Below are 26,928 nucleotides of genomic sequence, written 5' to 3' on the forward strand. Positions count from 1 at the left end.
GTGTCGGTCTGGTGTCTCTAGAGCGTCGCCCTGCTCCAGCCGACGAGTGCGGCGGCTTCTGCTGCGGTGCGCCCGCGATCGCGGGCCTCGGCCACGATCGCGAGCTTCTCGGCGATGATGTCCGGGTTCACGGGTGGGCGCCCGAACCGGGTGCCCGATTCGCGTGCCGCGGCGATGCCGGCGTTCACACGTTCGATGATGAACTCGCGCTCGTACTCGGCCGGGGTGGCGAGTATTTGGAGCATCCGCCGGCCTGTCGATGTCACAGGGGCGATCCCTTCCGAGAGTGATCGCACGTGGATCCCGCGGCCGCGCAGGAGCTCGACGGTGTTGAGGACGTCGATGAGAGACCGACCGAGTCGGTCGATGCGCCACACGATCACGGTGTCGCCGGCTTCGGCGTACTCGAGCAGCTTCGTCATACCGGGCCGCTCGATTGCAGTCTTACCGCCGGAGGTCACGTCCGCGAACACGTCGCGCTTCTGGACGACGGCGTCGACGAGCGCGTCGGGCTGCAGCTGCGCGTCTTAGCCGGCGGTGCTCACTCTGGTGTACTCGATCTGCCTCATGGCATCAGCATGTCTCAGAAACCCGCGTGAAGCGCGTTGAGACACGAAAGCAGGTGAGACGAGTTTACGAGACAGGGTGCCGGCTGTGAGATCCGCGCACTTCGCGCCCGAGTTGGTCTGGATCGCCGAGGAGCTAGGTGTCTCGTAAACCTGTAGGTTCCTGACGCATCGAAGGCCTCCGGATGATGAGCGTTGGGGCGACCGTGGTTGTTGACCCAATCTTGTCAAGACTGACACGCGTACAAGTGAAATCACGCAGTCGATGTTGCGGTGATCTTCAGGTTTCTCGTACCTTCGGCCTCGTTGCTCTGACTTTGGGGGATATGTGGCCGCTCGACGGTTCATGCGTGCGGTGCTGGGTTTTGCGATTGTCGGAGCGTTGGTCGGAACCATTGCGCAGCCTGCCGCTGCTGACGAGCCCGACGAGCCTGGGCAACTCGGCGAATCGTCGGTTTTGGAACCGGCGCTGACCGGATCCTCGGAGGACGCTGCGCTTCCACAGGGCGAGGCACCTGTGCCGATGGAGATTGAGAGCCTTCCTCAGCCGGCGGAACCGGTGGAGGAGGCGCCCGCCCCGGATGCTGATCCCGAGTTCGACTCTGTGGATGAGGTGGATCCTTCGTCGGCCGAGGTCGTTGACCGGAAGGCCTACTCGGAGACGTACGAGGGGCCGGACGGATCGAACGTCACGAAGTTCTCCGACGTGCCGCTGAACGTGAAGATCGATGGCGAGTGGAAGCCGGTCGCCACAGATCTTTCAGGTCGCGGTCCGTTCCAGTGGTTGGGCCAGGGCGGCGCTGAAGTCGTGCAGCACCCCCTCGCTCCTGTGTTCGCTGGACGAGCGGACGAATCGCCGCTGCTTGCGATCACGAAGAACCTCCGGGAGATCACTTTTACTCTCGAGGGAGCCTCTGCATCGCCGCTGCAGCGCGACATGTTTCCCTGGAGCGATGTCAAGGAACGTGCCGTTTACCACGACGTCTTCCCGACTACGGACCTCGTGTACGAGGTGACCCCGGCCGGCGTCAAGGAACTCTTCGAGCTCAAGGCGGCGCCGGGCGCGTCGGGTAAAGCCTCATGGCAGTGGCGAGTTTCCACGGCTGGACTCGATGTACGAATCGATGGGAACGGCGACATCGTCTTCGAGAACGAACTTGGTGTGCCAGAGCTCGCCATCCCACGTCCGACGATGTGGGACTCGGCAAGCAAGACGGGCGATCGGGCAAACGCCCAAACCAATGTGGACGTCAGCGTCGAGCAGGACGGCAAGGATTGGCTTCTCTCGCTGGAACCCGACCGCAACTGGCTGAACAGCGCTGATCGCGTCTACCCAGTCTTCGTTGACCCAGACCTTTACTCAACAGCGGCCGAGACTCACACCTACAAGACCAATGGTCAGTACAACCACAATTATGGAATCCAGGTCGGAAACACCAACACGAACGGCACCTGGCGCGCGCTGGCGTTGTATAACTGGGCATCGATCTCGGGCAAGCAGGTTCTCGACGTGCAGGTCGGCCTGGCGGGCCAATCGCGTGATTCAACGACCACCGTGCGGGCCGGAGGCTTGTGGGTTGCGACAAGCTTCCAGTACAACTCACTAGGCACCTTCCTCGGCAACGCCACTTACAACAATGGCAACGGGCTCGTCGACGATGATCGACTCACCAGTCAGGTTGCAGCGTGGACCCGAGCTGGCACGACGGCGATGCATTTCACATTCACCGGTGAGGAGTCCAACACCTACACGTATAAGCACTATCAGGCGTCTCAGATGTACGTCTGGTGGAAGGAGTACCCCACCGGTGGCACCGTCGATTCTCCGACGGCTCCTGCACACAATGCCATCAACACGAACCTGACACCGACGCTGAAGATCAAGGGCGTGACCCCGGCGCCCGGCACTTCGCTGCAGTACCTCTTCCGTCTCAGCGAAAATCCCAACCCGGACGTCGGCACCGTTTGGGATTCCGGATGGCTGGCCCAAGATCAGATCCAAGTTCCCGCGGACAAGTTACTCCCCGGCCGCAAGTACTACTGGCGTGCCTTCGTCAGAGATAACTACGACGGCGTGTTCGGAACGTCAACCACGCGACCGGTTGGCACGTGGGCTTTCACCACGGCCAATGTCCCCGTGGTGGACAAAGCTTCCTCCCAGCCACAGGACCGCAGTATCACAGTCACTGACTCGCCCGTCCTCGCGGTCGCAGCGCCACCAAATCCAGCAGGCCGTGCGTTGAAATATCGCTTCCGCATCGCGACCGGACCCGACACCAGAACGGGAGGGATCCTGTTGTCGAACTGGTTGGACGCCCCTCAGTGGCAGATACCAACGGCATCGCTGCAGGACGGAACCACCTACTCTTGGACCGTTCTGACGAAGGATGTGGGATACGACGTCGAGTCGACAACTCCCTGGGTTGCCACCTTCACCGTCAATAAACGCTTGGGGGCCGACAGCATCTCGCCCACCGACGTCGCCGGATCCGTCGCCGTAAACCTGGCGTCGGGGAACGCGAACGTGCAGTTCTCATCACCCACCGTCTCCACCGTCGGCGGGCCGATGGGAGTCGGATTCAACTACAACTCGCTCACAGAGTCGAACGCCGGACTGAAGGCCGAGTACTTCGACGCCACCGCCAAGCCTGGCCAGACCCAGACCTACGACTTCGCAACAGCCACCCGGGTGCTGCAACGCACGGACAAACTCATCAGCTTCAACTGGGAGACAGGGTCGCCTGGCGCCGACTCGCCGGGTGCGAGCGTGCCCGCGGACCGGTTCTTGGCGCGCTGGACAGGGTTCATCTCACCGAACGTCGCCGGCGACTACTACTTCGGCACGCGACAGGACGACGGGGCGAAGCTGATCATCGACGGAACAACGATCATCAACAAGTGGGCGAACACAGCATTCACTCCGGCACCGGTCTTCGCGACCACCGCAAAGACCCTGCCAGCTGGACCGAAACCGTTCCAGTTCGACTACTACGAGGCATCCGGCCCCGCAGGAATCGAGCTGTGGGCGAAACTGGGCCCGAACGGTGCACCCTTCATCGTGCCGGCGTCATGGTTCACGAAGTCGCCCGAGATCCTGCCTGACGGGTGGGCGACCTCGGCGATTCTCGCCGGCGACATCGGCAGCTACACGAGAGCTCGTGTCGAAGAGGGGTCAATTACCCTCACTGACTCGAAGGGTGGAACGCACTCCTACACGCGGGCTGCCGACGGCGGTTACCGGCCACCCGCAGGGGAGACGGGAGTCGTCTCCCTGTCGAGCAACAAACTCGTCACCTTCACCGATGCAACCGGCATCGTGCACACGTTCCGAGCTGATGGTGTCATCGACCAAGTCGTCAGTCCGATCGACATCGCAAAACCGGCCGCGCCCGCGCTCGAGTACAACGCTCAAGGGCGAGTCAAACGAACCTATGACCGGCTGAGTACTTCGGCGGTGCCTCGGGACATCCGGTACTTCTACGGAGGGGACACAGCTGAGGCTCCGTTGACGCGCGCGGACTCGAACCTTGCGAACTCCGCCTGCCCAGCCCTCCCCGGCGGCAGCGAAGCTCCCCTCGGCTTGCTGTGCCGCATCGTGTATCCAGGTCACCGGCCCGGTACGACCGACACCACCCGTCTGTTCTACGACGCAGCCGGCCGTTTAATTGGGATCCAAAATCCGGGTAACCAGAATCTCAGCTTCAGCTACGACGCCGACCGCCGACTCACTGCCGTGCGAAACGTCGCCCAGAACGATTGGCTGCTCGCAGATCCCACCCGAACCGCAAGCAACACAAACCAAACAGTCATTTCATACGACGCCGCTGGCAAGGCAGCCGCGGTGACGCTAGCCGCACCGGACGGCATCAGCGCGAACCTACAACCCGGGCGCAAGTACACCTATCAGGCAGGGACGACGATCGTGAACGCGGTCGCGGACGACGGGTCCGACGCCCTCGCGCGAACCGTCACATGGGATTCCGCGTGGCGTGGGGTGAGTGAGACCACACCCTCGGGACTGAGCTCCTCAGTCGAGTGGAGCAGTCGAGACCAGATTCTGTCCACAACGGACGCCACGGGTCGAATGATCACCAACCTCTACAACCAGTCAGATCTCCAAACCGATTCATACGGGCCCGCGCCGGCGTCCTGCTTCGGTTCCGACAAGCGCCCGCTCTCAAGCTGTGCAACGGCGCCGGCGCATACGTCGACGAACTATGACGAGGGCCTACGCGGCCTCTCCACAGCCTGGTACAACAACCAGACCTTGAGCGGCGTCCCGAAAGTTATGACGCAAGGAATCCCCACAGTCCCGAGTGGCCTTGTAGAGAAAGACTGGAGTTCCGCCTCACCGGTCTCCGGGATCGCCGCAACCAATTGGTCCGCTCGCATGACGGGAACGATCACCTTCCCCGCCGCGGGCAAGTATGAGTTCCAGACCTACTCTGACGATGGCTCCCAGGTCTGGGTCGACGACAACCTCGTCGTGAACTTCTGGCGAGGCGGCGCATGGGCACCGTCACCCGTGGGCATCGTCAATGTCGCCGAAGCCGGCCAGGTGTCCCGAATTCGCATCCACTACTACCAGGACACCGGTCCAGCAGCGCTTGTTCTCAACTGGAAAGCACCCGGCAAGACGACCTTCACCGCCGTCCCGGGAACTGCCCTGAGCCCTGCATACAACCTGGCAACATCCACAATCACGGACGACTCGGCACCACCTGGTGCACCTGCCGGCATCGACAACACTGACGTCCCCGCAAGCAAGACGACAACCTCGTACGGGGCATCACCCTGGCTCGGGATCGCAACCGAGACAGCTCTCGACCCACAAGGGTTGAACCTGCGCACCCAGGCTGGACACTCCGATACCTACAACCGCCGCACCTCACGCATGCTCCCGGCGGGCGTTGCCTCTGGACAATCACTCGCAGTCGCTGGGACCACCTACAGCTACTTCGGGGACACCCAAACGATCAAGGCGGCCCTGCCTGACGATCCACAAGTGAAGGACGCCAGCTCACACATCTGCGGGATCCCCAAGACGACCGCTCAGTTCGGTGCGTTGAAGAAGTCCACCCCGCCAGCCGGGGCAGATGGCGCCCGGGCTGAGACGCAGTATCTGTACGACCTGTGGGGCCGAGAGGTCGGGACGAAACGCTCCGGCGACGCAGATTGGACCTGCACGATGTTTGATCTGCGCGGTCGCAGTATTCAGACCGAATATCCGGCGACTGCGCAGCAGGTCACACGAACGGCTGTGTTCTATTACAGTGTCACCGCGCCCCTCACCATGATCGCGGGGGACTCCGCCGGTGCTATCACGACGACGGTCGACCTACTCGGTCGCACCACCACCTACGCCGACGTTTGGGGTGCTGTCACCGAGACTCGATACAACCGGCTCGGACAACCGACAACGACGACACTCAAAACCCCCAGTGGACCAGCTCAAACGTCGCAATCCACCTTCGACATCGATGGGCGCCTCACCGGGGTCACACAAGCGGGCATCTCGGCGACGCCAAGCTACGTGCAGGGCGAACTTGCGTCGATCAGCTATAGCAACGGGGCATCCCTCGAGGGAGTCCAGCGCAACGGCGCTGCGGCACTCACCGACCAAACCTGGTCCTTCCCAACCGGAGAAGCGGTCACCGATTCTGTCCTGCGATCCCAGTCGGCCAGGATTCTCTCGAACACACTGCTGGACGGGGACGAAGCGTACGAATCCCGCTACACCTACGACACAGCAGGCCGCCTCGTTGCCGCAGCAATCCCTGGCCACAACCTCAGCTACGGTTACGCAGACGGCTGCGGCGCTAATACTCGAGCCGGCATGAATGGCAACCGAACCTCCTCCACCGACCAGGTGGTCGGGGGAGGAACCACCTCGACCGCGTACTGCTACGACTGGGCCGACCGACTGACGTCCTCACAGATCAGCGGAGCAGCCGACCCGACTCGAGGGCCTGTGTCTCAAGGACTGGCGGCGACGTCGTTGGCATACGACGCCCACGGCAACACCACGAAACTCGCAGACCAGACGATCAGCTACGACATCGCAGATCGCCACACGAAGACGGTCATCCAAGCCGGCCCAATCGTCGAGTACCTCCGCGACGTCACGGGCCGCATCGTACAGCGAACAGAGACACCGTACGGGGGAGGGACGCCGACCGTCGTGAGATACGGCCACACCGCCTCCAGCGGTGGAGCCGCGTTCACACTTGACGGCGCCAACGCAGTGCTCGAGCTCATGGTGAACCTGCCAGGAGGCGTTTCGGTGACCATGCGCGGCGCGGCACAGCTGTGGTCTTACCCGAACATCCACGGAGACATTGTCGTGACCGCCGATGCTGGAGGTGCTCGAAGCCCGAGCGTTCACCGCTACGACCCGTTCGGGCAAGCGGTTGACCCAACCTCAGGAGCACTCGGAACCGTCGCTGGGAACGACGGGGGGCCTGATACGCTGACCGGCGATGCCGACTGGGGCTGGCTTGGACAACACCACAAGCTCACCGAACACAGTGGGAGTATCAGCACCATTGAGATGGGTGAGCGGCAATACGTGCCCGAGCTCGGACGCTTCCTCGAGGTTGACCCGGTCGAAGGTGGAGGCACCAACAACTACGACTACCCACCAGACCCTGTCAACCGATTCGACCTCAGCGGCGAACGAGCCTGCATCAACGAAGAGTGTCGCGGCCTCAAAATCGGACCGAACGGGAGCGTCACCGGAGAACGGCTCCCACCACGCCCTCAACCAGCCAAGGCGAAATCGTACGGCGACCGGGTGGCCGACAACTGGAACAGCACCTGGGCCAACGTTCCGATCAACTGGAACAAGACCTGGACCAAGTTCTTCGACAACCCGCAGACGAACACCTGGAAGGACGCCAGCTACTCAGCGGCGGTGAACGGGTGTGCGTTGGTCTGTGGCACGTTTGGGACGGGGGGCCGAGGCTTTGGAGCAGGATTTGGGGCAGGAGTTAGTGCTCAAGCCGGAACCGCCGGAAAGGCGCCGCCTGGCGTCCAGTACGTTGCCACATGTTCTTTTTCGGCGGTCGGAGGGGGCTATGTTGAACTTGCCTGGGACGGTGGATCGAAGTTCACGCCGGGCGTTGGCGCAACTGTCGGGGCTGGTTTCGCCTGCTCGATCGTGCGAGTCACCCCCTGGTAGGAAGGGCAGCACTAGTGAATGTTGAGATGATGATCGGATCGGTCATTGTGCTGGTTGCAGGTCTGGGCCTGATGGTCTTCGCGCGGCTCTTCGAGCGGTACGCGGGCCCGCACCTGCGGAGAACCATCCGGCGACAGACGACTTCTCCCGACGGCGACACGGTTCTTTGGCGATGGCTTGGATTTCTTGCTGCCGTGTTGGCAACGTTCATGCTGATCAGGTCGCTGGGGTGATAGCGATAGTACGTAGACGTTAGCTCAACACCGCTGTGGCTCAGGAGAAAATTGTGTCCAATCCAACGTCTGGAAACGCAGACGAAACCCAAACGAGCGAGCCCACCTCCGGCGGGGGACGAGTGTGGCCCATCGCTGTGGCCGCTGGGCTCACTGCTCTGGTGCTGCAGATCATCCTCCGACTGACGATCGACCGGCTCACGTCAACGCCGACTCAGTTCTTTTCGGCCGATGACACAAACGAATCCCGCATCACCATGGTGTTCGGGATCAGTCTCTTGTTCATCTTTCCAACGGCACTCTTCCTCAGAACGGTTCGGGTGCTACGACGGGATGTGCTCGTCCATCAACGCATACGGTGGTGGTGGACGTTCTGGGCGCCGATCGCCTGGGTAAGCGCCGGCTTTGTGTTGAGCTGGGTATTCCTGCGTCTGGGCTAGTTCGGTAGGTCAGCGACGGGCCACTCGACAGGGTTGGCCGATGGAGGACTCTGCAGTCGGCCCGGCCGCAGGGGCCGGGGCCTTGTGTTCCATACAGTTTTACTTACCCTGGTAAGAGCGGATCGACTGTGCACGTAGAGATGTTCTTTGGGGCAGCGATTGTGGGAGTAGCTGGGTTGATTTTGGTCTTCTTCGGAGAAAAATTCGATCGAATCGCTGGGCCGCATTTTCGGAGAGCTCTGGGCAGAACGGAAACACGGTCTGGCGGTTGGAGTCCAAGGTTGTGGTTCTGGCTCGGTATCGCGATGGTCATGTTTGCGGGGCTCATGATCTTCAGGTCCCTCTCTTGATGAGGACCGACGGAGTGAGACCCGAACCCGAGGACCGGCTGAGAGCGCCCGTCGGCCTCGCGCTGGCATCGGCGATTTGCGTGGTCATATTCCAGCTCTTTTCTCGTCCGCTACTCGACCAAATCGTCGCTGAAGTCATGAAGTCAGCGACACTGGAAACCGTTCTCCAATCCGAGGGAGTCCTCGCATTCGGGTGGGTGCTCCTCGTTTTCTTGCCGGCGATCATGTCGGTGAGGATCTTCAAGAAGGCGCGCACCGACCTTCACAACCACGGCAAGGTCACGTGGCGGAGGACGTTCTGGTTCCCGACTCTCTCGGCTTGTGTGCTCGCCAGTGTCTGCTGGGTGTTCGCCATAAGCTCAGGATTCTCGTTTGCGTAACAGTGTGCTCGTCTCGTCTTAGGAAACATCGGCGGTGCTGAGCAGCTCGGGCCTGTTCTACGAGCTGACGACGAGCAACCTCTCCGCGCTCGCGCGTCACTTGAAGCGGTCCTACGTCGACCCGACTCGGATCGCCGAGTACAACATCTGGACCTACGGGAAGTGATTATGAGACAGAAAATTCGAGGAGCGGTCCTCCGAGAGGGTCAGTCTTTCCGGGGAGTCACCTTCGGTGATCTTCTCCTAGACGACTGCTATTCGGTTCTTGCTGAGGACTTTGATGCGCGTCCGGTGATCGAGGACGTGTCGGTGGCGTCGCTGCGGGTGAAAAGCTGTTCGCTATCGGGTGCGTTGCTGCGGAACGTGACGGTGGGCGGGTTGACGGGTGACCAAGGTTCCCTGTTCATCTACGGGTGTGAGTTCCACAACGTCACGCTGTCCGGGGTCATCGGTGATCTGACGATTCAGACATCAGTGGTTGCGAGGAACCCGGAAGAGCGTGCGATGTATATGCGTCGAGTCGCTGAAGCTGATCAAGGGGACGACATGGCTCTGGACATCAGGGGGGTCGAGGGGGCGATCTCGATCCGGGGGTACAGCGCTCACCGGATTCGCATCGATCCGACGTTCCAGGCGGTCGTGCCGCGGGAGCGTGCGGAGGTCGGAGTCTGGGATGACATTGATTTCGGCGGCTCCACGTTCGGCTTCGCTCTGCGGCAGATGATGCGCCAAGGCTGGAAGGACACGATTCTCTCGGCCAACAAGCGATCTCGGCACTTCGAGGAGGATGTGGCGATCATCACGGAGCTTCGCCGGCGGAGGATTGCCCTGTGAAGCGCCCACATCGCGTTCTCGGCGCCCTCGGTCTCAGTGGCCTCGTGCTCGCTCTCGCGGCCGGGTGCGCAGGCTCGAGCGTCGTTCCGGGAGAAGATTGCGCTGAGCTCGCGCAGGTGGCGACGTCCTACGCCACGAACGTGTCCCAAAATGTGGCGGCACAGCGCTCATGATCGTCAGGTCTCTCTTGTGACAGGCTCGGAGGGCAGGACAGTTCCTGGAACCAGAGCCGGATGGAGATCGGCTGCCAGCCTTGCCCTCGCATCGGCGATCTGTGTAACCGTGTTCCAGCTCGTTTCTCGCCCGCTGCTGACCCACATTGCCACGGACATATCGAGAACCTCGACCCTGGAGGTAGGCCTTCAGTCGAGGCCGGCAGTCGTGTTCGGCTGGCTGATCCTCTTTCTCCTGCCCGTGATTGTGGCGGTGAGGGTCTTCAGGCGGGCTCGCGTTGACTTGAGCGACCATCGTAAGGTCCGATGGAGAAGTACGTTCTGGTTTCAGATCGTCGCTGGTTGCCTAGCGGGTAGCCTCAGCTGGTTGTTTGCCATCACCTCAGGATTCTCCCTTGCGTAGGCGTTGTCCTCGATGTCGGCGGGTGAACGCTGCCGCACCGGCATAAGGTTCATTCACTGACATAACGAAGATTCTCGGCTGCCGCGCACGGTCGCATCACCCGAGGCGATGAGGGGAGCGTCGCTGGTTGTCCGCCACTTGTCGGATCCTTCGGGGGTGTCGATCTTGCCCAGCGCGGAGAACGGACCACTAAAGCTTCAGACCTCCGCCTGATATAGGCTGATACGGCGGATGAGCTTCGTTGGAGGCAGCCTGCGAGCGTGGTTGGTAGACTCTCCTCGAGAGCTTCCGAGCGAGTTCGGCAAATCGACTGCTCGAATCGACGGCCAGCGCGTCTGCCAAGTGTTCGGACACGCCCGACTCCCGTGCCTGTTGGCGACTGGCGCGGAGCTCCCGAAGGTATCCCGCGGCTGGGTCCTCGTCCGGAGTCAAATCGATGAGACGGGGTGGCTTTCGCTAGCTCGAAGCGGAGGTCGACGGCGTGGTTTGTGGGCTCGCAGGCACGGCATCTGCCGCAGCTTCGTGAACCTCGTCTAACGGAAGGTATAACTCCGGACGCCAGAGCGGCCCGCCGGTGTGGGAGAGAACCTGGTCGATGCTCTCCAGCTGTTCGTCGATCACGGCATCTCGACCATTCTCCTCGGCGCTCTGCCAGCCATATACGTCGGAGGTCGCGTGTACGAACTGCTCCTGACTGCAGCCGTGCTCCTGCTCTGCGTGGGCGTCATGCTGCTCCCAACCGCTCGACGCGTCTCAGCTCGCCGGCGGTCAGCTCAGATTGGTGAGTTGGCCCGAGGCGTTGACGCGATCTGGCGAAGGGTCGTCCCTGCGGGAACGTGTGAGCGTGAGGGAATCGACCATGACGATCCAGAGATGTTGCTGCACCGTCACCTCATCGAGATCGAAGATGTACTGCTTGCCCAGAACGCCTCGGTGGTCCTCACGACAGGCGAGCAAGCGACGATCGAGGCTGCGCAATCGCGGATGGCGGCGCTCGCTGAACTGGAGGACGGACGATGAGCCTGGCGGACATCGGGGCGATTGCTACTGCCGGCTTCAGCACGCATGAGGCGTAGCTAGCACAACCGTCAGCAGTCCCAACTTCACCACATCCAGGCCGCGGGGTGGACGGCCTCTTCCGGATTGCTCGTGTGTCCCGTTTGGGCGGATCTACGGGTAGGGCCTAGCCTGGGCAAAAATGAACCCCGGCCGTCACACCTAAGTGCGCTGCGCCGGGGGCTATGTGAATAGTATAGATCCCAAACTGAACTTCGGCAACCGGCCGGTCCATCATGAGGCGAGACTATGCAACGACTTCGCGCGTCCGTTCCTCCCGCACGCATGGCGCGGTACGACCATGCCTGCCGATACGACACTGAGGTCGACGGCGTCGAGCTCTACGTGTGGGCGAGGACTGTTGCGCTTGCTGCCTTCGATGACCTGGGCCACGTCGAAGTTGCGATGCGATCAGCAATGGCGACCAAATTGGCCGATGAGTACGGCCTGGAGTGGTACGACGATGACTCGCTGCTCGACGACAGCTCGCGCGAGTTGGTCGACGAGGCGAAGCGCCGGAGTCGGGTATGGAACTTGTCGCCAGACCCCGCGCTCGTCCACGGCAAGGTTGTGGCGACCCTCATGTTTGGATTCTGGGTCAAGCTCCTTGGTCGAGGCGCTTACCGAGACGATGGCGCTAGCCGGACCAAGCGGATCTACGACACCCACATCTGGAAGAAAGCCGTGCGGGGAGCGTTCCCGAACGTGGGCGATCTGGAGCGTCAGCGAGTCGAGACGGTCGCGAAGTACGTTCAGTCACTGCGTAACCGCATCGCGCACCACGAGCACGTCGTCTGGGGTGTACCAATCGCGGGAGTCGAGGATTCCAGCGGGAATCCGCTACGGCTAGCGCTGGGCGACGCCCATGAAAACGTCTTCAAGCTAGCTGGCTTTCTCGACAACGATCTCGAATCGTGGCTTCGGGCGAACAGCGCCGTTCAAAACCGAATTGACGAGTGCCCCATAACTGACTATGAGCTCTCGCTTTAATCCCTAACTGTTTCGGATCTGAGTGGCGCGACCAGGTTGGAATCACTAATATTTGGGGGCCAATTTGAGTGCAGCGACTTGGTTCTCGCTCCGTTGACTGGTCCCGCTCCCACTGCGTCATGGTATTAGGCGAGGCGCCCCTCCGGTAGGCGGGCCGGTGTCATGTTTGGGAAGTTGGCGTGCAGGCCCTGTGACGTCGCAAGTAGTTCTGTTCCGATGCGTTTGACCGCGGCCGAATATTTGATCGAGTACCGGTAGAGCGGGTGTTGGGCGTAGAGTCTGGCAATCTCGTCCGCGTTGTCGTAGGTCAAGAGCCAGGGATTTCGAAGAGCGGCAATGCTGCGGGCAAGTTGCGCGTGATCATCATCTTCGAAGTAGTTCGAATATAGACCTTGGCCCTTTGCGAAGTACGGCGGATCCACGAAGAAAAGTGTGGGCTCCGCGCGTGCGTCGTGTTCTTCGAGGAATGACCTGCCGTCGAGCGAGCTGATTTCGATTTGTGCCCTGTACTTCCAGATGCGTTCTACCTTCTGCGCGAGGAGATCGCGGTTGAACCGACAGTCGATCAGATATGCACCTGCCTGAGCGAGGCCCCCGATCACACCCCCCTTGATCACACCCGATCGGTTCGTGCGGTTCAGGAAGAGGGCCGAGAAACCGAGGGCCACGGGATCGCTGGCGTCGCCTGCGAAGTATGTAGCGCGTTGCTTATGCCACTCGGGGATTGTGATGGGTGTTCGGGCGATCCGGTCGCGAAGGTCCGCGTTTTCGTTGAGAATGGACCACCAGAGTGAGTAGATTGCTGGGTCGAGATCATTCAGCGCGATCATGTGGGTGTGACGCGCGTAGAGAAGAGCTAGTGCGAGGCCTCCTCCGCCAGCGTAGGGTTCTGCGTAGCGGTGGTGGCGAAGATTGTTCTTATCAATCACCTCGGCGGTAGCGGCGAAAAGGGCGCTTTTCCCGCCTGGATATCGAAGCGGTGAGTGCGTGATGGGCATCAGTTGGGGCCTCCCGTTGCAACGGTAGTCGTCAGCGGCGTTCTTGGCCACCCAGGCCCTCGACGAAGGCGAAGATGCGTCGTGTGATAGGCAGGAGGGTGTCCCACTCAGACACGAGCGTTGCCCAGGCAGGAACGGTTGCTCCGTGCGCCGCTGCTCCAAGACCCGCAGGACTCAGCAGATGACCGGGATTGGTGGCGCTCCGATGTAGCGCATCAAGCGCATTTCTCTCGGCCCGGTTGAGGTCCCACGTCTTGATCACCTCAACGGTCGCGAGCACCTTGACGTGCAGCTTGGAGTCAGCTTTGCCGCTGCACGTCATCTGCCAGAAGTCGACGTAGATTCCCTCAAGGAAGATCCGGGCCAGACCCGATGCTCCGATCGGCGTGCTCTTGCCCACCTTTGTCAGTTCGTAGATCACTTGGCGTCGAACAGAGTCACCGGTTCCGAAGGAGAACGTATCGCCGTCGATCAGATACCAGCGGCTCGCTGGTGCTTGTGGTCGCGGGCTCGAACCGCCTGGACGCGAAGCCGCACTACCGCTGGTGCTGCTATCGCTTTCTGTAGCCGGCCTGGCTCCTGACTCGGACCCGTCCCCGCTGGCGTTGTTCCCTGCTACGTCCTCAGCGGCTGCTGATGAGGGCGTCGAAGTGTCGCGGCCATCCGATGACTCGCCGCCCGATGTGCCTGAGCCACCTAACTGGGCCTGCACCCAAGCTTCGATTTCGCTCGCGTTCATCCGAGACGTCACCGTCGGGTCGACCGAGAAAAGTCCCTTGAAGAACGCACCAAGCCTCGCGCTGTAGACGTCACCAGTCAGGTTGGTCACGTAGTTCGGATCGTCCTTTGGTGTGCTGATTTCGAGGAACTGGCCGCGGAAGCTGCCGTTGTCCGAGAATCGACGGACGGTCGTAACCACTCGTCTACGACGTTCGGACGCGGTAATGAGATTCAGGGCATGACCGTCGTCGAGTAGACGGATCGCAAGATCGTTGGGCGATTGCCTGAAGTGACGGGCTTTCGCAGCGGGCGACCAAGCCTTTTGCCCCTTGCCGTTAAGAGCACCCTGATGTCTACGCTCAAGCCACGGATCAGCGTCCTCTCGCTGGTCGAAGACAGCAATATCAATTTCAACGATCGCGGGATCCCACCCCGCAGCAGCCGTCCGGATTTTCTCCCGATACTTGGCGGGCGCAAGCTCTGGGTCGTTCAGGAGAATCAGAGAGCACAGGCGCCTGTTGCCTTCCAGGGCGACGTACAGTTCACCGTCACGAAGGACGCCGAGCCGGTCAAGCGGGTTCAAAGACTTGAGATCGGCAATGTCCTCAAGCATGGGCAGCACATCCTCGTTAGCTGCGAGGTAGTCGATGATGTCTTGTTGTTGCGTCTTCGGCTCGTGACGAGGGTTGTTCTCATCTAGCCGGAAGCGCCACAGCTCACTTCCGTTGAGCGTTTTCTTCTCGATCACCGGTTTCCCTCCCAAATCCGACGTACCGGCTGACTCTATCGGTGATCAAGGGTCTGCGCCGGGAACGGCGTTGCACTTTCGAAGCCTGACACGGCGATGGACGCCTTCCGTGGGCCTACGGCTTGTCGACTTTGTCAAGGGTTGGCGATTGATTGTTTCTGACCTCCGCCAGTCGGTCCGGTGATGCGACGAGGTAATCGTTGTGCCGGGTGCTCAGCACTCGTTGTCGGAACCCGAGCTGCTCGAAACCTAAGATGGTGGGTCTCGCGCGGGGACCCGGATTGAGAACGGTAGGGCGTCGAACTGTTCCACTCGGCGAGCGCAGCTTCTGCAGTTGTCAGGTTGCGACGGCGAGCGTCGGCGACGATGACGACCTTCTCCGCAATAGTGTCGGGGTTCATGAGCGCTTGCTCGAAGCGGGTTCCCTGCTCGCGATCGGCGGCGGTCTCTTCGTTCGCGAAGCGCAGATGACAGCAACGCGGGACGTACGCTGACAAACTTCAGCGGACCCTGGCTTGAAAATAGCCTGATCAGCAGTCTATCGCGGATCGCTACACACCCCATCACCCTCACTCGTAATGAGAAGGTCAAGGGTTCGATTCCCTTGGGCGGCTCCATCAGCACCACCCGGCCGTTGCTCTGGATTCTCCAGGTCAGCGGCTGTTCTGGTTTTCAGGGCGTCTCGTCCGCCCGCCGCCGAAGCCGGTGCGGAGACGGCCGTAGGATGACCGGATGGGTGCACTCGCCAGAGCCACGGACGCACAGATCGATGCCGTCTGCGAAGCCTTCACGTCGGTGTCGTGGCCGCTGGGTCGCGACGACTTCAAGGCGCTCGCGGAGCGTCTCGGGTGGCAGCTCAAACTGGAGACGTCGAGCGGTGTCCAACACCGTTCCGGGTATCCCGTGAACCTGCCGACTGTTCGTTCGCTCGTCGCAGATGAAGCGATCGCCCAAGTCGTGATCGCGGTCTCCGACAAGAGCGACGACCCCGGCGCGCTGCGGAGTGCCGCTCAGGAGCTGCAGTCGGCGCTGAGCGGGCACCTTGGTCAGCCCGCCGGATCCCAGGGCGGAGACCCTCACTGGGAACTGGCGAACGGCGGCAGGATCTGGCTCAAGACGGTGCCCAAGAAGGTGCTGCTCGTCGTCGAAGGGCAGCGGTTCGCCGACGTGGAGCGGGCCGAGGAGCGGCTGGGCATCGACCCCGGCCGCACGCCGGGCATCGGTGACGACACTGACTGATCCCGTCTGGTCGACTGCGGCGTCATGACGACCCGGGCGCCGGCCTGATGAACACGCTCGCGATCGCGGTGAGGAGGATGAGCGCCGCGGCGATGAGGAGGCTGAGTTGCAGCCCGGCGATGAAGCCTGTCGAGCCGGTGAGGAGCGCCCCGAAGACCGCGATGGCGACGGCACCGCCGAGTTGACGGAAGGTGTTGAAAACCGCACTCGCGGTGCCGGCGCGCGATGCCGGGACACTGGCGAGCACGACGGAGGTCACCGGCGGCATCGCCACGGAGCCTCCCGCGGCGGTGAAGCACGCGAAGACACCCACCCAGATCGGCGACCCCAGGTGCGCGGTGGCGACGGTGCCGACGAGCCCGACCACCATGAGGAGCAACCCCGCCACGATCGGGACGCGCACCCCGAACCGGTTGGCGATGGTGCCACTGACGATGTTGCCGACGACGGCGAAGAGGGCCGACGGGAGGAACACCAGGCCCGCGAGCAGCGGCGGCAGTCGGAGCTGCTGCTGCAGGAACAGACTCAGGACGAACACCGTCCCGTAGTTGCTCACCATGAACGCGAATCCGACGGCGAGGGCGATGCGCATACCGCTCGATCGGAACAGATCCAACGGCATCATCGGGTGCGCGCCCCTGGCCTGGATGACGAGGAAACCGATGATGCCGACCAGAGCGACACCGAGGCTTGCGACCACGACGGGACTGCCGAACCCGTCCGCCCCGCCCTCGATGAGTCCGAACACCAGCGCCGTCGACGCGATGAGCCAGACGAACTGTCCGGCCCAGTCGAACGGCTCGGGCCGTGACGGGGATGATGCGACCGTCCGGAGCAGGAGGAGCATCATGATGCAGACGGGCAGGTTGATCGCGAACACCAGTCGCCAGTCGAGCGTCGTCAACGCGCCGCCGAGGACCGGCCCGAGCGCGGTGGCGACCGCGCCGCCGACCGCCCAGACACCCAGGGCGCGAGCGCGCTCGCGCCCACCGGGGAACGCCTCACGGATGAGCGCCATGGACGCCGGCAGCATCAACGCCGCACCGGCGCCCTGCAGGGCTCGAGCGGCGATGAGGACACCGATCGAGGGGGCCACCGCACACGCGATCGACGTGACGAGGAAGACGGTGATGCCGACGCCGAACGCCCGCTTCGCACCGAACCGCTCCGAGAGGTTGCCGGCGAGGAGCAGGAGGGCCGCGAACAGCACCGTGTAGGCGTCGATCACCCACTGCAGGGATGCCGTCGTTCCGCCGAGGTCTCGCGCGATGCTGGTGAGCGCGATGGTGACGATGAGGATGTCGAGGGTGATCAGGAAGAACCCGAGCGCAGCCAGCAGCAGCGTCAGGCGTTGTCGCGGCTTCCGGCCTGCACGGTCGGCGAGGCCATCGTCCGAGGTCGGTGATGACACGCGGTGTGCTGCCGCGTTCCCGTGGTCGATCTGCATCCCTCGATCACACACCACCGGCGACGAAGCAGGGATACTCCGCCAGGGCACGTCTCGGGGCGGCGCGAGCACGGGAGACGCTGCGTGCCTGCCCGGACGGCCTCCACGAGGTCGAGGATGGGTGTCCTGCGGGAACACCCCAGCGCCGGAGGCCGCGTCATATCGTTGTCGGCATGGACAATCGAGACGAGGTGCGCGAGTTCCTGACGACTCGCAGGGACCGACTCGCGCCAGAGCAGGTGGAGCTGCCTGGCGGGACGAACCGACGCGTGCCGGGGCTGCGTCGCACCGAGGTCGCGATGCTCGCCGGAGTGAGCGTCGAGTACTACTCGCGCCTCGAGCGCGGGAACCTCTCGGGGGTGTCGGAGGCGGTCCTCGACGCGATCGGCGCCGCACTGCGGTTGGACGACGCGGAGCGCTCCCACCTCACGGACCTCGCTCGGGCGGCGAACGAATCGCCGATCCGGGCCCGCCGACGGTCTGCGCCGGCCGGCGTGCGGCCCGGTATGCAACTCGCCCTCGACTCCATCACCGCAGGCCCGGCGTTCGTCCGGAACGGCCGGATGGACGTCCTTGCCGAGAACGCGCTCTTCCGCGCACTGTACGCCGACCTCTACGCGCTCCCGGAGCGCCCGGTGAACCTGGCTCGGTTCGTGTTCCTGCACCGCGACCTCGCGGAGGCGTTCTACCCGAGCTGGTCGACCTCGGCCGACATCAACGTCGCCATCCTCCGCACCGAGGCGGGGCGCAATCCGCACGACCGGGCCCTGCAGGACCTGGTGGGTGAGTTGTCCACGCGCAGCGAAGAGTTCCGCGTCCGTTGGGGCGCGCACAACCTCCGCCATCACACGTCCGGCGAGAAGGTGTTCCATCATCCGGTCGTCGGCGAGCTCCGCATGATCTACGAGGCGATGGAGCCGATGGATCAGCCCGGCCTGAACTTCCTGATCTACAGCGCCGAACCCGGCTCACCGAGCGAGGAATCACTCAAACTCCTCGCCAGCTGGGCGGCCACCTCCGAACAGCCCTCGCCCCACCACTGAAGCAAGGAGCACCAAGCATGGAGTACACCCGCCTCGGAGCGACCGGCCTCCGCGTCAGCCGCCTCGCACTCGGCTGCATGACCTACGGCGATCCGAACCGCGGACTCCACCGTTGGACCCTGGACGAAGCGGCGTCCGCGCCGTTCTTCCGGCAGGCGGTCGAGCTGGGGATCACGTTCTGGGACACCGCGAACGTCTACCAACAGGGCAGCGGTGAGGAGTACGTCGGACGCGCTATCACGCGGTTCAGCCGCCGTGAGGAAATCGTCCTCGCGACGAAGGTCTCGGGGAGGATGCATGACGGGCCCGGGGGATCGGGACTCTCCCGAACGGCCATCCTCGAACAGGTCGACGCGTCGTTGCGACGACTCGGGACCGACCACATCGATGTGTACTACGTCCACCGTTTCGACGAGGAGACCCCGGTCGAGGAGACGATGCGAGCGCTCGACGACATCGTCCGCGCGGGGAAGGTGCGCTACCTCGGCGCCTCCTCCATGTACGCCTGGCAGTTCGCGAAGCTGCAGACGGCCGCAGCGGTGGGCGGGCTGACGCCCTTCGTCGCGATGGAGAACCAGTACAACCTGCTGAAACGCGAAGAGGAACGGGAGATGATCCCGATGTGCGCGGACACCGGCGTCGGCCTCACGCCGTACTCGCCGAACGGCAAAGGACGACTCGCCCGGCCGCGCGGCGCAGCCACGGACCGCTCGAACATCGACGAGGTGGCGAAGGCGTTCGACACGGACGCCGACGGCCCGATCATCGACGCCGTCGAGGAGATCGCGGTCGAGCGAGGCATCCCGATGGCGCAGGTCGCACTGGCCTGGGTCCTGCGGAACCCGACGGTCGCAGCTCCCATCATCGGTGCCACCAAACCGGCACACCTCACGGATGCCGCCGCCGCGCTCGACGTGCAGCTGACGGACGACGAGGTCGCCAGGCTCGAATCCCCCTACGTGACGCAAGCGCCCTTCTGGTGGTGAGCACCGTTCGGCCCGGGTGCCTCGGCGACTGAGACGCCTCGTCGGCGGCGTCAGCCGACCGAGCGCTTCCGACGGGCCAGCGGCAAGCGGACGATGAAGGTCGTTCCGGGATCACCGGTGGCGAACGCCTCGATCGTGCCGCGGTGCGCCTGCGCGATGGATCTGGCGATGGTGAGTCCGAGGCCCGAGCCGCGGATCGTCTCCTCGCGCACGTTCCCGGCCCGATGGAACCGTTCGAAGACCCGGGCGAGTTCGTCCGTCGGGATGCCGATCCCCGTGTCGGTGACGCGGATGATCGCATCCGCTCCGTCGGAGCGCACGCTCAGGAAGATCTCGCCGGCGCGGGTGTAGGTCACCGCGTTGTCGAGCATGATCGAGAGCAACTCCCGCAGACGTGCTCGATCGCCGACGAGCTGCAGCGTCGGCACGGCAGCCGTGCGCAGCTCCACGCCGTCGGGCAGGCCGAGTCGTCGTCGCTCGTCGGCCGCCTCCAGGACGATGGCGCTGAGGTCGACGGGTTCGTCGGTGATCTCCAGGTGGGGTGCGCTCGCTGCGAGGAACTGTTCAGCAAGACGCCCGAGATGATCGGCGCTCCGGCGGATGACGGCGAGCTGAGCCTGCACCCGGGGTGCGATGTCCGTGTCGTCGTCGAGCATGTCGAGATACCCGAGGATGCTCGTGAGTGGTGTCCGGAGTTCGTGGCTGAGGCTCGTGAGCGACTCGGTGCGCATCCGGACGGCTTCGGTGAGCTCGGTCACGTCCTGTCCGACGAGGAGCGCTCCGTTCGGTTCGCCGTCCGCGCCCCTGACCGGTCGGCCGTTCGCGACGAGGGCTCGTTGCTCGCCGGGAGGCCCCACCCAGTAGAAGAAGTCGCGGACGTCCTGTCCGTCGAGGACCCGCACGACCGGTTGGTCCTCCGTCGCCAGCGGGGTGATGCCGTCCGCCGCCCAGATGAAGCGGGCGCGCCCGGTCGACGCGTCGTAGCCGGCCAGCGCCGCGAGTTCCACAGCGAGCCGGTTGTTGAGGATCTGGTCTCCGTGCTCGTCGAAGAAGACCAGCCCGACGTTCACCTCGTCGGCGACGGTGCGGAGCATCACGGCCAGCCTGTTCTGCCGCTCCAAAGCTTCGACCTTCGCCTCGCCCTCGGCCCGCACGCTTGCCTGGGCTCGTTCGAACCGCTGCGACTGCAGGCCGACGGCGAGGATGACCAGCACCAGCAGGAGGGTGAGCGCGACGAGCTCGCTCCGGTCCCGCGCGCTCTCGGGAGCCTCGCCGTACAGCAGGCTGGGCAGCCAGATGACGAGCACGCTCCCCACGAGAGCGAGGACGACGCCGAGGCGCCCGAAGCTGTAGGACAGCCAGAGCACCGGGAAGGCGAGTAGCACGATCGATGCGCCGAGGACGGGGGACACCGCATGGTTCACGAGTCCCACGACGGCGAGGTCGGCGCTGACGAGGGTGAGCGCCCACGGGCGCGCGATCCGCTCCCACGGAAGCACGAGTGTCGCGACGAGCGCGAGTCCCATGACGGCCCAAGCCAGTTGGAGCTCGGTGACCCGGAGGACGGCCGGACTGGTGGTGCCGACGATCGCCGTGACGATCCCCACGCCCAGCGCCAGCGGACCCTGACTCCGGCTCAAGAGGCCGAACCGGGGGTGGTGCTCCGTGCCTTCGATCCAGCGTGGCATCGGGCCTCCCAGGTGTCCCGCCCGGTGTCGGGCCAGTTCACTGTATCGCCGCCGTGATCGATGGCGGCTCCCTTGATCCGCCCTCATCCGACGGCCTATGTGCTGGACGCGTCCGCCTCCGTGGCCGCGTCCGAGCGACCGATGCCTACACTCGTCGCATGGGCTTCTTCCGACGCAAATCCCAGCAGCCACCGATGTCACCCGCCGCGAGCGAGCCGGAGCCCGCCAAGGCTGCCGACCTCGACGACCTCGACGAGCGGGGATGGGACGCCGTCACGCAGGCGGTGTCGCAGCACTATCCGGGTGCCCGCGAGTTCCATGTCGCCTACTCGCCTGGACTGCACTTCGGGTCCGCTCTGCAGGGGTGTTCGGCGCTGCCGGGCCCCGACCACTGGTTCTACGTCACCTACGGGCTCACCGAGCTGTGGGGCAAGGACTCCGACGATCCGACGACCAGCGGTTTCGGGTACGAGCTCACGATGCGCGTGCGCCGGTCTCCGGCCGACGAGACGCCGCCCCAGTGGCCGTACCGCGCGCTGATCGTCCTCGCGCAGTATGTGCGCAGTGGGCCGCAGGAGTTGTGGCTCGGGGACCGGATCCGGCTCGCCGACGGCGTGACCGACGATCCCGACGGCACCCTCACGACCCTCGCGGTGAGGCTTGACCCGAAAGTCGTGCCGATCGAGACGCCGAACGGCCGGGTCGCCTTCTGGCAGGCCGTCGCGCTGACCGACACCGATGTCGAGGAAGCGAAGCGGTCGACGACGGACGAGGTGCTGGAGCGTCTGGCGGTCGACGACCCGCTGCTGATCATCGACCCGGAGCGCCACTGAGTCGTCAGGCCATCAGCCTCAGCCGCGGTCGCTCGCCAACAGACCGAAGACGACCGTGTCGGTCCATTCGCCCTTGCTCCACCAGTTCTGCCGGAGGTGGGCCTCGTGCCGCATGCCGACCCGCTCCGCGAGTCGCGCCGACGCCGTGTTCCGTCCGTCCAGCTGTGCAGCGACGCGGTGCATCCCCGGGGTGCTGAACGCGAGGTCGAGTACGGCACCGACGGCCTCGCTCGCGAACCCCTTGCCGCCGTGCGCCGGGTCGAGGACCCAGCCGATCTCGGCGACGCCCCGCTCATGGTCGGTGTACCAGAGCAGGACCTCGCCCACCGGCGCACCCTCGTGCTCGACGATGAGTGCGAGCGCACGCGCCGGGCTGTCCAGGCCGGTGCGCTGCAGCCGCTCGGCGCTCTTCGTCTGTGCGACCTCCTCCGTCCACGGCTCGTCGAGGAGGTAGGTGGCGACGTCCGGGCGCGAGTAGACCGTGAGCAACCAGGAGACGTCCGACGGTTCGTGCAGGCGGAGGACGAGTCGGTCGGTGGACAGCGGGAACGTCGTGGGAAGGGAGGTACTCACGTCGATCAACGATACGAGATCACGCTCCGGACCGCGCCGCGGACCTTCCGGACCGCGCGCGGGTGCGGCAACATGGATGGCGCCGACTCGCAGACCGATGAAGGGGACCTCGTTCATGACCGCACCGCACCGCAGCCGACTCGCCTTCGTCTGGGGCTCCGCCCTCCTCGTCGCCGGCCTCCTCGCCGGATGCTCTGCACCGTCCAGCGGGGACCGCGACTCCACGGCGCCGTCGTCGACCCCCACCGCTACTGCGACCGCCGACGTCGCGGACGGGCCCGTCGACTACACGGCGTTCTGCGCGGCCAACCGCGCGGCGGCGACCGCGAAGTCGGGCACCGTCGGCGAGGACCTCGAGGCCGTGCAGGCGCAGGTCACGACGATCCGCGACCTCCTGCCGCTGGACGACGTGAGCGCCGAGGTCGCAGCCGGCGCCGAGGTGTTCGCGACCGCCGCTGAGGAGACCACCGCGATCCTCGCCGAGTTCCCGGCCGACAGCCTCGTCTCCGACGTCGGGCTCGACCCGAGGTTCACCGAGTCGCAGGCCGTGCAGAGCGCCGCGACCGACCCGAACTATCAGGCGTTCATCGCCTGGACCATCCAGACCTGCGGATTCGACACCGATTGACCGCTCTGCCGGCCGTCACCGCGTCTGGGCGATGATCGCCTCGGCGACCGTCTGCGCGCCGTCGCCGGAGCTGACGGCGTAGAACGTCTCACCGACGGTGAGGTAGAGCGGCGACCGCGGACCGTCCATGCGGCGCGCGACGAGTGCCGACTCGCCGTCGACCGCGCCTTCGAGGGTGACCGGCTCGAGCGCCGCCGCCATGTCGGGCTGGGCTGCCAGCTCGTCGATGATCGTCGCGCCATCGCGCACGACCAGGATGTCGGTGTACCCGAAGCCCTCCGCGAAGAGTTCGCAGCTGAACGCACCGACTCGGGCGCTCGCCGCATCCTCCAGATCGCCGATCGGCTGGGCCCGCGGGTCGATGACGGTGTAGGTGGTGGTGGCCTCGCCGTACTGCAGCGCTGAGACGATCCCGGCCTCGTCCAGCCCGCCGTCGCAGGTCGCGTCGCCTTCGCGCGGCGCGAGCGCGGGCCAGGCGAGCTGCGCCTCGGAGGCGGGCTCCACCGTCGTGAAGGTGGTCTCCGCCGCCGTGGCGAGGTTGTCGAGGACCTCGCCCGCGGGCGTGCCGTCGAACCGGCTGCCGGTGGAGGTCAGTCCGGAGGCGGTGATCGACAGCTCGACCCAGGCCGAGCCGACGGGCGCCGACACGCGCCACCCGGTCTCGCCCGACGAGGTGGTCGCCTCGACACCGGCGATCGTCCTCGTGTCCTCGGACGGTGTGTCGCCGGCGTAGGGCGGCGCCCAGTCGTCGGCAGCGCCCGGCAGGATCTCGATCGAGAGGTAGGCCCAGTCGCCCGCTCCATCGCCGATCATCTGCTGGCCGGCGCCCACCCGCCAGGAGCAGGCGAGCCCGCCGGCCGCCGTCAGGACGGCCAGATCCACGGCATCGGACGGCTGCACGGCCTCGACGACGTCCGCCGGTTCAGCAGCGAGGACGCCGGCGACGGTGTCGAGCGATGCGAGGTCGCTGCACGCGAGGAGGTCGGCCGACGCCGGGGTGCTCGGTGCATCAGAGGTCGGCGACGCGTTCGGCGTCGCGGACGATCCGCACGCCGACGCCGACAGCACCACCATCACGGCGAGCCCCGCGCTGATCCCGACCGACCGCATCCCCGCACCCCTGATCCCCATGCGCCGAGACTATCGGTGGCGCGTGTCGTCCGCTTCCGAGGGAGGATGGAACCGGCGTCGTGCCGATGCCATCACCGAACCGAGGAGTTCCCCTGTGACCACGACCCGCCGCGCCCTGATCCTGATCGACGTCCAGCAGGAGTACTTCGCCGGGCCGCTCGCGATCCAGTACCCACCGCGCGAGGAGTCGATCCTGCGGATCGCGGCCGCCATCGACGCGGCGACGGCCGCAGGAATCCCGGTCGCCGTCGTCCAGCACTCATCGGGCAGCGGGGCGCCGGTCTTCGACCCCGAAACGAGCGCCTTCGAGCTGCACCCCGAGGTCGCCCGCCGCGCGCAGCCGTCCTGGAAGGGTGTCGTGAAGCAGTACGGTTCGGTCTTCGCCGGGACGGACCTCGAGGCGTGGCTGCGCGAGCAGGGCGCAGGCACGGTGACGCTCGTCGGGTACATGACGAACAACTGCGTCATCGCCTCCGCGGCGGGCGCCGAGGAACTCGGCATCGACGTCGAGGTGCTCTCCGACGCGACCGGTGCGATCAACCTCGAGAACGCGGCCGGGTCCGTCGACGCGAAGACGGTGCACACGACCCTCATGGCGCTGCTCGACTCGAACTTCGCCGCGGTCGCGACGACGGCCACCTGGACGCAGGCCCTCACGGACGGCACGGCGCTGCCGAAGGACGACCTGGTGTCCTCCGCCACGCGCGGTGCGGGTCGCGGCTAGCCTCCCGCCGACGATCAGTCGGTGACGGCGACGTCCCGGAGATCGAGGTGCTCGCTCACGAAGTCGGTGGGGAAGCCGGTGACGCCGTCGCGCACGACGGTGAGGGTGATCCCGGTGTAGAGCCAGTCTGCGGCGTGGTCCTGCGAGACCAGCGCCGCGGCTTCGCGGAGTCGTTCGTCAGCGACCTCGGGGTCGGTCGCAGCCCTGGCCTCGGCGACCAACGACTGCACCGTCGGGTTGTCGTAGCCGAAGTAGTAGTCCGGGTCCGCCCAGTGCCGGACGTCGCGTGCCTCGACGTGGTTCACGAGACTGAGGTCGTAGTCGTGGTTCGTGTAGACGTCGTTCAGCCACGTGGGGAACTCGACGCTGTCGACCGTGAGGGTGACGCCGATGGCTTTGAACTGCGACACCAGGACGTTGGTGGCGGCGGTGCCGTAGTGGTTCGGGACGGTGAGCGTGAGTGCGAGGTCTTCCTGGCCGGCCTGGGCGAGGAGCGCCTTCGCCGCTTCCGGGTCGTAGCTCACGACGTCACTGAGGTCCTCGTAGCCGGGGTCGAGCTCCGGGATCGGTCCGTACTGCAGGGCGGCGGCGCCGCCGACCGCTTCGACGATGGCGGCGTGGTCGATGGCCGTGCGGAGCGCCTGCCGGACGAGGGGGTCGTCGAGCGGTGCGCGCTGGTTGTTGAAGGCGAGGGTGTACTTGTCGGTCGTCTTTCCCTCGATGATCGTCAGGCCGTCGGTACGAGCGACCTGGTCCCGCAGGTTCGCATCGAGACCGATCTGCACGTCGACCTCGCCGGCGAGCGTCGCGTTGACGGCCGAGGACGAATCGGGGATGTAGCTGAAGACGACCTCCTTCACCTTCGGAGCGTCACCCCAGTAGTCGTCGTTCCGCTCGACGGTGATGCTGTCGCCCTGCTTCCAGGACGCGAGCGTGAACGGGCCGGTGCCGTTCGCCGTCGTCGACAGGTCGTTGTCGGCCCCGGCCTGGAGGACGAGCCCCGCGCGACCCGTCAGCGCCCACAGCAGGTCGGAGTCGGGGGAGCTGAGCTGCAGGCGGACGGTGCGGTCGTCGACCGCCGTGACGCTCTGGAGCTGTTCCAGGTCGAGGTGGTCGACGAACGCCGCGTTCTGTTGCACCTGCGTGAGCGAGTCGACCACGTCGGCGGCGGTCAGTGGAGCGCCGTCGTGGAAGGTCACGCCGTCGCGGAGGACGAAGGTGTAGGTGAGCCCGTCGGTGCTGACCTCGTGGCGTTCGGCGAGGGTGTCGACGATCTCGTTGTCCGGTGTGCGCGAGACCAGCCCCTGGTAGACGTTGTCGATGAGGACCTGCTCGAGTGCGACGCCGGAGGTCGTCCGGATGTTCAGGTCCGACGGCTCGAGGACGAGACCCACGCGGAGCGTCGCGTCGGTGTCCGCGGTGGGTGTCGTGGCTGGGCCCGCGCAGCCGGTGAGGGCGAGCAGGGAACCGGTGGCCGCGATCACGGCGGTGAGCAGGTGACGACGCAGTCGGTGACGGGGCATGGAGAACATTCTCGCGGATCCCGGCACCGGCCCGGTCCGGTG

General features: G+C 64.9%; 22 protein-coding genes and 1 tRNA gene. 15 read left to right on the forward strand and 8 right to left on the reverse strand.

The window, feature by feature from the left end; translation table 11 throughout:
• Positions 1-17 precede the first annotated feature (17 nt).
• Positions 18-518, reverse strand: coding sequence for a recombinase family protein (locus ACZZZB_RS15790; protein WP_463530574.1), 501 nt, complete (start codon positions 516-518; stop codon positions 18-20).
• A 394-nt stretch (positions 519-912) separates the two neighbouring features.
• Here ACZZZB_RS15790 and ACZZZB_RS15795 point away from each other — a divergent pair, with 394 nt between their 5' ends.
• The 8 genes from ACZZZB_RS15795 (at position 913) to ACZZZB_RS15830 (ending at position 12,605) form a co-directional block, all read left to right on the forward strand.
• Positions 913-7,746, forward strand: a complete 6,834-nt coding sequence (locus tag ACZZZB_RS15795; RefSeq protein WP_463530196.1) for a PA14 domain-containing protein — start codon at positions 913-915, stop codon at positions 7,744-7,746.
• 26 nt (positions 7,747-7,772) lie between these two features.
• The gene (locus ACZZZB_RS15800) at positions 7,773-7,979 is read left to right on the forward strand and encodes a hypothetical protein (protein WP_138944912.1); all 207 of its coding nucleotides are present in this window, start codon (positions 7,773-7,775) and stop codon (positions 7,977-7,979) included.
• Between the two features lie 161 nt (positions 7,980-8,140).
• On the forward strand, positions 8,141-8,419 hold the full coding sequence (locus ACZZZB_RS15805) for a hypothetical protein (protein ID WP_463530197.1): 279 nt from the start codon (positions 8,141-8,143) through the stop codon (positions 8,417-8,419).
• Between the two features lie 364 nt (positions 8,420-8,783).
• Positions 8,784-9,149: a hypothetical protein gene (locus ACZZZB_RS15810; RefSeq protein ID WP_463530198.1), complete on the forward strand. Its 366-nt coding sequence runs from the start codon at positions 8,784-8,786 to the stop codon at positions 9,147-9,149.
• 34 nt (positions 9,150-9,183) lie between these two features.
• Positions 9,184-9,315, forward strand: a complete 132-nt coding sequence (locus tag ACZZZB_RS15815) for a hypothetical protein (RefSeq protein ID WP_463530199.1) — start codon at positions 9,184-9,186, stop codon at positions 9,313-9,315.
• Between the two features lie 125 nt (positions 9,316-9,440).
• A complete protein-coding gene (locus ACZZZB_RS15820) occupies positions 9,441-9,983 on the forward strand; it encodes a hypothetical protein (RefSeq protein ID WP_463530200.1) in 543 nt (180 codons plus the stop codon).
• A gap of 1,152 nt (positions 9,984-11,135) precedes the next feature.
• Positions 11,136-11,579, forward strand: coding sequence for a hypothetical protein (locus ACZZZB_RS15825; protein ID WP_463530201.1), 444 nt, complete (start codon positions 11,136-11,138; stop codon positions 11,577-11,579).
• 321 nt (positions 11,580-11,900) lie between these two features.
• The gene (locus tag ACZZZB_RS15830) at positions 11,901-12,605 is read left to right on the forward strand and encodes a hypothetical protein (RefSeq protein ID WP_463530202.1); all 705 of its coding nucleotides are present in this window, start codon (positions 11,901-11,903) and stop codon (positions 12,603-12,605) included.
• A gap of 125 nt (positions 12,606-12,730) precedes the next feature.
• Here ACZZZB_RS15830 and ACZZZB_RS15835 read toward each other — a convergent pair whose 3' ends face one another.
• Both ACZZZB_RS15835 and ACZZZB_RS15840 read right to left on the reverse strand, forming a co-directional pair.
• A complete protein-coding gene (locus ACZZZB_RS15835) occupies positions 12,731-13,603 on the reverse strand; it encodes a DNA adenine methylase (protein ID WP_463530203.1) in 873 nt (290 codons plus the stop codon).
• A gap of 31 nt (positions 13,604-13,634) precedes the next feature.
• Entirely contained in the window at positions 13,635-15,071 is a 1,437-nt protein-coding gene (locus ACZZZB_RS15840) for a hypothetical protein (RefSeq protein ID WP_463530204.1), read from the reverse strand.
• A 524-nt stretch (positions 15,072-15,595) separates the two neighbouring features.
• On the opposite strand from ACZZZB_RS15840, the gene ACZZZB_RS15845 reads away from it, so the two are divergent.
• Together ACZZZB_RS15845 and ACZZZB_RS15850 are read left to right on the forward strand one after the other, a co-directional pair.
• Positions 15,596-15,688: transfer RNA gene (locus ACZZZB_RS15845), tRNA-Thr, on the forward strand.
• A 115-nt stretch (positions 15,689-15,803) separates the two neighbouring features.
• Complete coding sequence (locus ACZZZB_RS15850) at positions 15,804-16,310, forward strand: DUF6301 family protein (RefSeq protein WP_137243527.1); 507 nt, start codon at positions 15,804-15,806, stop codon at positions 16,308-16,310.
• A gap of 22 nt (positions 16,311-16,332) precedes the next feature.
• On the opposite strand, the gene ACZZZB_RS15855 is transcribed toward ACZZZB_RS15850, so the two are convergent.
• Entirely contained in the window at positions 16,333-17,757 is a 1,425-nt protein-coding gene (locus ACZZZB_RS15855) for an MFS transporter (protein ID WP_463530205.1), read from the reverse strand.
• A gap of 173 nt (positions 17,758-17,930) precedes the next feature.
• Between ACZZZB_RS15855 and ACZZZB_RS15860 the strand changes: the two genes are divergently transcribed.
• Together ACZZZB_RS15860 and ACZZZB_RS15865 are read left to right on the forward strand one after the other, a co-directional pair.
• Positions 17,931-18,800 carry a helix-turn-helix transcriptional regulator gene (locus ACZZZB_RS15860; RefSeq protein ID WP_463530206.1) on the forward strand — a complete coding sequence of 290 codons (870 nt, stop codon included), beginning with the start codon at positions 17,931-17,933 and terminating at the stop codon, positions 18,798-18,800.
• Between the two features lie 17 nt (positions 18,801-18,817).
• Positions 18,818-19,786 (forward strand): aldo/keto reductase, encoded by a 969-nt coding sequence (locus ACZZZB_RS15865; protein WP_463530207.1) that lies wholly within the window; start codon positions 18,818-18,820, stop codon positions 19,784-19,786.
• Between the two features lie 50 nt (positions 19,787-19,836).
• Here ACZZZB_RS15865 and ACZZZB_RS15870 read toward each other — a convergent pair whose 3' ends face one another.
• Positions 19,837-21,474, reverse strand: a complete 1,638-nt coding sequence (locus ACZZZB_RS15870; protein WP_463530208.1) for an ATP-binding protein — start codon at positions 21,472-21,474, stop codon at positions 19,837-19,839.
• A gap of 194 nt (positions 21,475-21,668) precedes the next feature.
• On the opposite strand from ACZZZB_RS15870, the gene ACZZZB_RS15875 reads away from it, so the two are divergent.
• Complete coding sequence (locus ACZZZB_RS15875; protein WP_463530209.1) at positions 21,669-22,307, forward strand: suppressor of fused domain protein; 639 nt, start codon at positions 21,669-21,671, stop codon at positions 22,305-22,307.
• Between the two features lie 18 nt (positions 22,308-22,325).
• Here the strand turns inward: ACZZZB_RS15875 and ACZZZB_RS15880 are convergent, their stop codons facing one another.
• Positions 22,326-22,880, reverse strand: a complete 555-nt coding sequence (locus ACZZZB_RS15880; RefSeq protein ID WP_463530210.1) for a GNAT family N-acetyltransferase — start codon at positions 22,878-22,880, stop codon at positions 22,326-22,328.
• A 115-nt stretch (positions 22,881-22,995) separates the two neighbouring features.
• On the opposite strand from ACZZZB_RS15880, the gene ACZZZB_RS15885 reads away from it, so the two are divergent.
• The gene (locus tag ACZZZB_RS15885) at positions 22,996-23,508 is read left to right on the forward strand and encodes a hypothetical protein (protein WP_463530211.1); all 513 of its coding nucleotides are present in this window, start codon (positions 22,996-22,998) and stop codon (positions 23,506-23,508) included.
• A gap of 15 nt (positions 23,509-23,523) precedes the next feature.
• On the opposite strand, the gene ACZZZB_RS15890 is transcribed toward ACZZZB_RS15885, so the two are convergent.
• Positions 23,524-24,618 (reverse strand): hypothetical protein, encoded by a 1,095-nt coding sequence (locus tag ACZZZB_RS15890; RefSeq protein ID WP_463530212.1) that lies wholly within the window; start codon positions 24,616-24,618, stop codon positions 23,524-23,526.
• Between the two features lie 115 nt (positions 24,619-24,733).
• On the opposite strand from ACZZZB_RS15890, the gene ACZZZB_RS15895 reads away from it, so the two are divergent.
• Positions 24,734-25,363, forward strand: a complete 630-nt coding sequence (locus tag ACZZZB_RS15895; protein ID WP_274500576.1) for an isochorismatase family protein — start codon at positions 24,734-24,736, stop codon at positions 25,361-25,363.
• 14 nt (positions 25,364-25,377) lie between these two features.
• On the opposite strand, the gene ACZZZB_RS15900 is transcribed toward ACZZZB_RS15895, so the two are convergent.
• Positions 25,378-26,886, reverse strand: a complete 1,509-nt coding sequence (locus tag ACZZZB_RS15900; RefSeq protein ID WP_463530213.1) for an ABC transporter substrate-binding protein — start codon at positions 26,884-26,886, stop codon at positions 25,378-25,380.
• Positions 26,887-26,928: the final 42 nt, after the last annotated feature.

Source organism: Plantibacter sp. AC185, assembly GCF_979258065.1.

What these genes read in the sequence shown, in the direction of transcription:
- ACZZZB_RS15885 (WP_463530211.1), top strand. Translation starts at nt 22,996, where the DNA reads ATGACCGCACCGCACCGCAGCCGACTCGCCTTCGTCTGGGGCTCCGCC.
- ACZZZB_RS15900 (WP_463530213.1), bottom strand. Translation starts at nt 26,886, where the DNA reads ATGCCCCGTCACCGACTGCGTCGTCACCTGCTCACCGCCGTGATCGCG.
- ACZZZB_RS15795 (WP_463530196.1), top strand. Translation starts at nt 913, where the DNA reads ATGCGTGCGGTGCTGGGTTTTGCGATTGTCGGAGCGTTGGTCGGAACC.
- ACZZZB_RS15875 (WP_463530209.1), top strand. Translation starts at nt 21,669, where the DNA reads ATGTCACCCGCCGCGAGCGAGCCGGAGCCCGCCAAGGCTGCCGACCTC.
- ACZZZB_RS15830 (WP_463530202.1), top strand. Translation starts at nt 11,901, where the DNA reads ATGGCGCGGTACGACCATGCCTGCCGATACGACACTGAGGTCGACGGC.
- ACZZZB_RS15860 (WP_463530206.1), top strand. Translation starts at nt 17,931, where the DNA reads ATGGACAATCGAGACGAGGTGCGCGAGTTCCTGACGACTCGCAGGGAC.
- ACZZZB_RS15870 (WP_463530208.1), bottom strand. Translation starts at nt 21,474, where the DNA reads ATGCCACGCTGGATCGAAGGCACGGAGCACCACCCCCGGTTCGGCCTC.
- ACZZZB_RS15865 (WP_463530207.1), top strand. Translation starts at nt 18,818, where the DNA reads ATGGAGTACACCCGCCTCGGAGCGACCGGCCTCCGCGTCAGCCGCCTC.
- ACZZZB_RS15850 (WP_137243527.1), top strand. Translation starts at nt 15,804, where the DNA reads ATGGGTGCACTCGCCAGAGCCACGGACGCACAGATCGATGCCGTCTGC.
- ACZZZB_RS15890 (WP_463530212.1), bottom strand. Translation starts at nt 24,618, where the DNA reads ATGCGGTCGGTCGGGATCAGCGCGGGGCTCGCCGTGATGGTGGTGCTG.
- ACZZZB_RS15800 (WP_138944912.1), top strand. Translation starts at nt 7,773, where the DNA reads ATGATGATCGGATCGGTCATTGTGCTGGTTGCAGGTCTGGGCCTGATG.
- ACZZZB_RS15855 (WP_463530205.1), bottom strand. Translation starts at nt 17,757, where the DNA reads ATGCAGATCGACCACGGGAACGCGGCAGCACACCGCGTGTCATCACCG.
- ACZZZB_RS15835 (WP_463530203.1), bottom strand. Translation starts at nt 13,603, where the DNA reads ATGCCCATCACGCACTCACCGCTTCGATATCCAGGCGGGAAAAGCGCC.